This window comes from Pseudomonas sp., assembly GCF_050739655.1.
Lineage (GTDB): Bacteria > Pseudomonadota > Gammaproteobacteria > Pseudomonadales > Pseudomonadaceae > Aquipseudomonas.
On sequence record NZ_JBOIBY010000023.1, the window covers coordinates 1 to 6,886 of the forward strand.

Genomic DNA, 6,886 nt, shown 5'->3' on the forward strand with positions numbered 1-6,886 from the left:
CTACAAGGGAGTACGTGAATCAGGATTTCTTGATGGCAGCCTTGGCTTTCACGCCGCGCTGACGCTGCGCTTCGAACAGACAGACGCCAGTTGCCACGGAAACGTTGAGGCTGCTGACACTGCCCGCCATCGGCAGATTGACCAAGTAGTCGCAATGCTCGCGCGTCAGGCGACGCATGCCCTTGCCTTCGGCGCCCATGATCAGGATGGTCGGGCCAGTGAGATCCTGGTCATAAATACTGACTTCAGCCTCCCCCGCCGTACCGACAACCCACAAGCCGCGCTGCTGGAGCTTTTCCAGGGTGCGCGCCAGGTTGGTCACCGCGACCAACGGAATCACTTCCGCCGCACCACAAGCGACTTTCCGTACAACCGGCGTCAGGGTCGCGGACTTGTCCTTTGGTACGACCACCGCCAGCGCACCGGCCGCATCGGCAGAACGCAGGCAGGCGCCAAGGTTGTGCGGGTCGGTCACACCGTCGAGCACCAGCAGCAGCGGTGCGCCTTCAGTGCGATCGAGCAGCTCGTCGAGCATGGCTTCGCCCCAGACCTGGCTAGGACTCACCTCCGCGACCACGCCCTGGTGCACGCCTTCAACCCAAGCGTCCATTTCACGACGCTCGGCCTGACCGACCTGGACGCGGTTTTCGTTGGCCAACTCGATCAGCGTCTGCACCCGCGGATCACCGCGACCTTCAGCCAGCCAGATCTGCTTGACGCGCTTGGGGTGGTGACGCAGCAACGCTTCAACAGCATGTACGCCGTAGATTTTTTCCAACTGACTCATGGCTTGGCCTTAGGTTTACGCGCCCCGCCACTTTTGGCTGGGGCCGAGCCCGCTTTTGGCGGGCCTTTACGATGTTTGCTCGGCTTGGCTGCTGGCTTGCCGCCGGCAGCCTTGTCAGGCGCCGATCGGCTGGTCTTCGAGCCGGTCGCCGCTTTACCGCCGCTTTTCGCACCGGACAGCAGCGCCTGTTTCATTTCACGACTTTTACGCACTTCAGCATTTTTCGCCGCCGCATCGCTTGAACGATAGGATTCGGCAGTCTTTTCCTTGGCAGGCCGACGACCGGTTTTCGCCGGTGCTGGCTCTGCAGCTGCTTTCGAAGCAGGCGCAACTGCTTCAGAGCCACGCTTCTTGCGACCGATTGGCGCGTTGATGGTTGTTTCGGCCATCTCGAAGTCGATCTTGCGCTCGTCGAGGTCGACGCGCATGACCCGCACGTCGACCGTATCGCCCAACCGGAAGCTGCGACCGGTACGTTCACCGGCAAGGCGGTGGTGTACAGGATCGAAGTGATAGTAATCGCCAGGCAACGCAGTGACGTGCACCAGGCCTTCGACGTAGATATCGGTCAGCTCGACGAACAGACCAAAACCGGTCACTGCGGTAATCACACCAGGGAACGACTCGCCCACGCGGTCCTTCATGAACTCGCACTTGAGCCAGTTCACGACGTCGCGGGTCGCTTCATCGGCACGACGCTCGCTCATCGAGCACTGCTCGCCGAGCTGCTCCAGTGCCGCTTCGTCGTACGGATAGATGCGCGCCTTCGGAATGGTCATCGCACCGGCACGGCGAACGTGCGGGGTGTTCTGCTTGGAATGGATGACGCTACGAATCGCCCGGTGCGTCAGCAAGTCCGGATAACGACGGATCGGCGAGGTGAAGTGGGTGTAAGCATCGTAATTCAGGCCAAAGTGGCCCTGGTTATCGGAGGTGTACACCGCTTGGCTCAACGAACGCAGCATGACCGTCTGGATCAGATGGAAGTCCGGACGATCCTTGATCCCGGCCAGCAATGCCTGGTAGTCCTTCGGCGACGGGCCGTCCTTGCCTTTGTGCAGGGACAGGCCGAGCTCACCGAGGAAGGCGCGCAGTTTTTCCAGACGCTCCGGTGGCGGACCATCGTGAACTCGATACAACGCAGGAATTTCGTGTTTTTTCAGGAATTCGGCAGTGGCCACGTTGGCCGCCAGCATGCATTCCTCGATCAGCTTGTGCGCATCGTTGCGTATGGTCGGGCGGATTTCGGCGATTTTACGCTCGGAACCGAAGATGATCCGGGTTTCCTGAGTTTCGAAATCGATCGCGCCGCGTACATGACGGGCAGCCAGCAACACTTTGTACAGGGCATACAGCTGCTTGAGATGCGGGACGACGTCGGTGTACTCGCCACGCAGCTTGCGCGCCTCGGTAGCCTTCGGCGTTTCCAGCATCGCACTGACTTTGTTGTAGGTCAGTCGTGCATGGGAGTGAATCACCGCTTCATAGAAGCAGTAGTCGGTCATTTCGCCGGATTTGGAGATGGTCATCTCGCAAACCATGGCCAGACGATCGACCAGCGGGTTCAGCGAGCACAGGCCGTTGGACAACTGCTCAGGCAGCATAGGGATCACGCGCTCGGGGAAGTACACCGAGTTGCCGCGCACCTGGGCTTCGGCATCCAGCGCGGAACCGAGCTTCACGTAGCTGGAAACGTCGGCAATCGCCACGTACAACTTCCAGCCACCAGAGAACAGGCGCAGCTTGCCAGGACGGGCCTCGCAATAAACCGCGTCATCGAAGTCGCGGGCATCTTCGCCGTCAATGGTAACGAACGGCAGATGACGCAGGTCGATACGCTTTTCTTTGTCTTTCTCTTCGACTTCCGGCTTGAGCTTGCTGGCTTCCTTGAGCACGGCGTCAGGCCAGACGTGAGGAATGTCATAGGTACGCAGGGCGACATCGATCTCCATGCCCGGCGCCATGTAGTTGCCCACGACTTCGACCACGTCGCCTTGCGGCTGGAAGCGCGGCGTCGGCCAGTGAGTGATCTTCACTTCAACGAACTGACCGATGTCGGCGTTGGCGTTCCGGCCCGGCGTGACCAGCACTTCTTGCTGGATCTTCGGGTTGTCGGCGACCACGAAACCGATGCCGCCCTCTTCGAAATAGCGGCCGACGATGGTTTCGTGAGCACGGGATACCACTTCGACGATCATGCCTTCGCGGCGACCACGACGGTCCAGGCCGGAAACACGGGCCAGGGCACGGTCACCGTCGAACACGAGGCGCATCTGTGCCGGGCTCATGAACAGATCGTCACTGCCATCGTCTGGAACCAGGAAACCGAAACCGTCACGGTGACCGCTGATGCGGCCCAGGATCAGGTCGAGCTTGTCCACCGGCGCATAAGTACCGCGACGGGTATAAATGAGTTGAGCATCGCGCTCCATGGCACGCAGGCGGCGGCGCAGGGCTTCAATCTGGTCTTCGGTGGTCAGACCAAACTCTTCGACCAACTGCTCGCGGTTAGCAGGCGAACCCCGATCAGCAAGGTGCTGAAGGATCAGTTCGCGGCTAGGAATAGGGTTTTCATATTTTTCCGCTTCACGAGCGGCCTCGGGATCGAGGGACTGCCAATCGGCCATTAGAGAGTTTTCACCTTGTCTATATGCGGGTTAGTTTGGCATAGGCGTAATGAAACGGGAAATTTCAAGCTAAGACGACCCATCTAAAGCCCTGTATCGACACATCAAAGCTGAATTGCAGACCGCTGGTGAATTTTTTCAGGTTTTTTTGTGGCCGGGGGTTTACAGTTAAAAAGACGCTCCGTATAGTGCGCGCCATCGACGACGGAGACGTTGCCGATAATGCCCAGATGGTGAAATTGGTAGACACGCCAGCTTCAGGTGCTGGTGACCTTACGGTCGTGGAAGTTCGAGTCTTCTTCTGGGCACCAATTTAGAGCTTGAGATTAGATCAATTTCAAGGCTCACACAAAAACCCGCGAAAGCGGGTTTTTTGCATTCTGGGTATCTGATTTATTAAATTTAAATCAGGGGTTTACAGATCATATTGCTCTCCGTATAGTGCGCCACATCAACAGCGGCAACGCTGAAGATGATTGCCCAGATGGTGAAATTGGTAGACACGCCAGCTTCAGGTGCTGGTGACCTTACGGTCGTGGAAGTTCGAGTCTTCTTCTGGGCACCAATTCAAATTCAAGGTTACGACCTTGAATTTCTCAAAAACCCGCGAAAGCGGGTTTTTGCGTTTCTGCCCTCCCAAAAAACACCCACCCCCCGTAGGAGCGAGCTTGCTCGCGATGGGCGTGAACGATAACGCTGGCTGCCTGGCACTCCTCGGTGCTCCTGCCTCTTTCGCGAGCAAGCTCGCTCCTACAGAAAAGCAAGAGTCAGCACAAGGCGCATTTGAGAACACATATCGTTTATCATTGTTGCAAGTTTTTGCAATGCGACAGTGAGGAACCCTGCGAATGATGTTTCGAAATACCCTGCGCCGCGGCCTGACCATCACCCTTTTCAGCCTGGCACTCGCCACTCCCCTCACCCAAGCCGCTGACAAGGTTCCCCTGACCCTCTACAACGGCCAACACAAGGAAGTCGGTGACGCCGTCGCCAAAGCCTTCGAAACCAAGACCGGCATTCACGTCAACGTACGCAAAGGCAGCAGCAACCAGCTCGCCAGCCAGATCGTCGAAGAAGGCGATCGCTCCCCCGCCGACGTGATCTACACCGAAGAATCCCCTCCACTGAACAAACTTGGCGAACAAGGCCTGCTGGCCAAGGCCGACGATGCGACGTTGGCGGTTCTGCCCAAGGAATACGTAGCCGGCAATGGCACGTGGATTGGCGTCACCGCCCGGGTTCGCGTCGTGGCGTTCAACCCCAAGCTGATCGACGAAAAAGATCTGCCGAAATCGGTCATGGAATTCTCCGATCCAAAATGGCAAGGCAAGGTAGGCTTCGTACCCACCAGTGGTGCATTCCAGGAACAAGCCGTCGCAATCATCAAGGTTCACGGCATGGATGCAGCCGAAGAATGGCTCACCGGCCTGCGCGCATTCGGCAAGACCTACAGCAATAACATGGTCGCACTCAAAGCCGTGGAAAACGGCGAAGTGGCAACCGTACTGGTGAACAACTACTACTGGTTCGCCCTGCTGCGCGAAAAGGGCCAACTCGACTCGAAACTGCATTACTTCACCGGCGGCGACGTCGGCGGGCTGATCACCGTTTCCAGCGCTGCGGTCCTGAAATTCAGCAAACACCCAGAAGAAGCCCAGCAATTGCTCGCCTACATGGCCAGCGAAGAAGGCCAGCGCGTCATCACCCAGACCACCGCCGAATATCCGCTGCATAAAGGCATGGAGTCTGATCGCGGCCTCAAGCCATTCAGCGAACTGCAGGCACCGAACGTCACTCCCGCCGATCTTGGCAATGCCGAAGAAGCTTTGGACCTGGAACGTGACGTTGGCCTGAACTGATGAGCGCATCACTTGCGGCCCTCGCCGAAAAGAGCAGCTATGTGCCACGGCGTAAACGGGCGTCGATCTGGCTGCTGCTGCCCGTCTTGCTACTGGTCGTGCTCAGCCTGCTGCCACTCGTCTATGTCGGGCTCAAGGCCTGGCAGGCTGGCTGGGCCGAGGCGCTACATTTGCTCTGGCGACCCTATGTGTTTGGCCTGCTGCGCAATACTCTGGCGCTGATGGTCGGCGTTACGCTGACCTGCGGCGTGATCGGACTGTCGTTGGCGTGGCTGCTGGAGCGCAGTAATTTGCCGGGACGACGCTTGTGGGGCGTGATCCTCTGCTTGCCGTTTGCCGTCCCGGCGTTCGTGAGCAGTTTTACCTGGGTTTCGCTGAGCGCTCATTTCGAAGGGCTGGGTGGAGCAATCCTGGTCATGAGCCTGTCCAAATACCCGCTGATATTTCTGCCGGTCGCCGCTACCCTGCGCAACCTTGACCCTTCACTGGAAGAGTCTGCCCGCACCCTGGGGCAGAATCGCTGGGGTGTTTTCTTCAAGGTCACCCTGCCCCTTCTCTGGCCATCGCTGCTGGCCGGCTCACTGTTGATCGCCTTGCACATGCTGGTTGAGTTCGGCGCTTTGTCGATTATTGGCCTGCAAACCTTCACAACGGCGATCTATCAGCAGTTCGAACTGGAGTTCAGCAACGCCAACGCGGCCATGCTCTCGGCGGTATTGCTGGCGCTGTGTCTGATGCTGTTGTGGCTGGAACTGCGGGTGCGCGGCAAAGGCCGACACGTGCGCACCGGTCAAGGCGCGGCGCGGCAGGCGGAGCAGGTGCGTCTGGGGCCATGGATGATTGCCGGCCAACTTTACTGCCTGCTGCTGGCAATCGTCGGCAGCGGGATCCCACTGGGCATGCTGACTTACTGGCTGGCGGTGGGCTCTTCTGCGGCATTCCCGGTAGCAGCGATAAGTGAGGCACTGCTTTCATCTCTGGCCTTGTCTCTGGGCGGCGCGGCCTTGTGCCTGGTGCTGGCGGTACCCGTCGGCTTGCTGGTGGTGCGCTACAAAGGCCAACTGGCGATCTGGGCGGAGCGCCTGCCTTACCTGCTGCACGCGCTGCCAGGCTTGGTGATCGCTCTGACGCTGGTGTATTTCGCCCTGCACTATGTTCCGGCGCTGTACCAGACGTCGGCTCTGCTGCTGATCGCTTATGCGCTGCTGTTTCTCCCACTTGCTCAGGCACCTATTCGCACGGCACTGAACAAGGCAGCTCCGCAACTGGAAGAGGCGGCACGAACGCTGGGCGCGTCGTCGTTCAGCGCTTTTTGCCGGGTGACAATGCCGATCATCTTCCCGGCACTGGGGGCGGCGTTTGCGTTGGTGTTTCTGGATGCGATGAAGGAACTGACGGCGACACTGCTGTTGAGTCCGACCGGGCTCAATACCTTGGCAACCGAGGTCTGGGCGCATACCGCGAATGTGGAGTTTGCAGCGGCGGCGCCTTATGCGGCGTTGTTGATTTTGGTTTCAGGATTGCCGGTTTACTTGCTTACGACCCGGATGTATCTGAGCCGATAAGATTTCTATCGCGAGCAGGCTCGCTCCCACATTGGAATGCATTTCCCC

The 6,886-nt window shown here is 58.7% G+C and carries 4 protein-coding genes and 2 tRNA genes; 4 read left to right on the forward strand and 2 right to left on the reverse strand.

Going from position 1 to position 6,886, the window contains the following annotated elements; genetic code table 11:
* Window positions 1-19: 19 nt before the first annotated feature.
* Window positions 20-787 (reverse strand): 23S rRNA (guanosine(2251)-2'-O)-methyltransferase RlmB, encoded by a 768-nt coding sequence (gene rlmB, locus ACRESJ_RS01105; RefSeq protein WP_431756229.1) that lies wholly within the window; start codon window positions 785-787, stop codon window positions 20-22.
* On the reverse strand, window positions 784-3,414 hold the full coding sequence (gene rnr / locus ACRESJ_RS01110) for a ribonuclease R (RefSeq protein WP_431756230.1): 2,631 nt from the start codon (window positions 3,412-3,414) through the stop codon (window positions 784-786). The genes rlmB and rnr overlap by 4 nt, the downstream gene beginning before the upstream one ends.
* Window positions 3,415-3,638: 224 nt before the next feature.
* Between rnr and ACRESJ_RS01115 the strand changes: the two genes are divergently transcribed.
* From ACRESJ_RS01115 to ACRESJ_RS01130, 4 genes are all read left to right on the forward strand, one after another.
* A tRNA-Leu gene (locus ACRESJ_RS01115) sits at window positions 3,639-3,725 on the forward strand.
* A 167-nt stretch (window positions 3,726-3,892) separates the two neighbouring features.
* A tRNA-Leu gene (locus tag ACRESJ_RS01120) sits at window positions 3,893-3,979 on the forward strand.
* 283 nt (window positions 3,980-4,262) lie between these two features.
* On the forward strand, window positions 4,263-5,273 hold the full coding sequence (locus tag ACRESJ_RS01125) for an extracellular solute-binding protein (protein WP_431756231.1): 1,011 nt from the start codon (window positions 4,263-4,265) through the stop codon (window positions 5,271-5,273).
* Window positions 5,273-6,838 (forward strand): ABC transporter permease, encoded by a 1,566-nt coding sequence (locus ACRESJ_RS01130; protein ID WP_431756232.1) that lies wholly within the window; start codon window positions 5,273-5,275, stop codon window positions 6,836-6,838. The genes ACRESJ_RS01125 and ACRESJ_RS01130 overlap by 1 nt, the downstream gene beginning before the upstream one ends.
* Window positions 6,839-6,886: the final 48 nt, after the last annotated feature.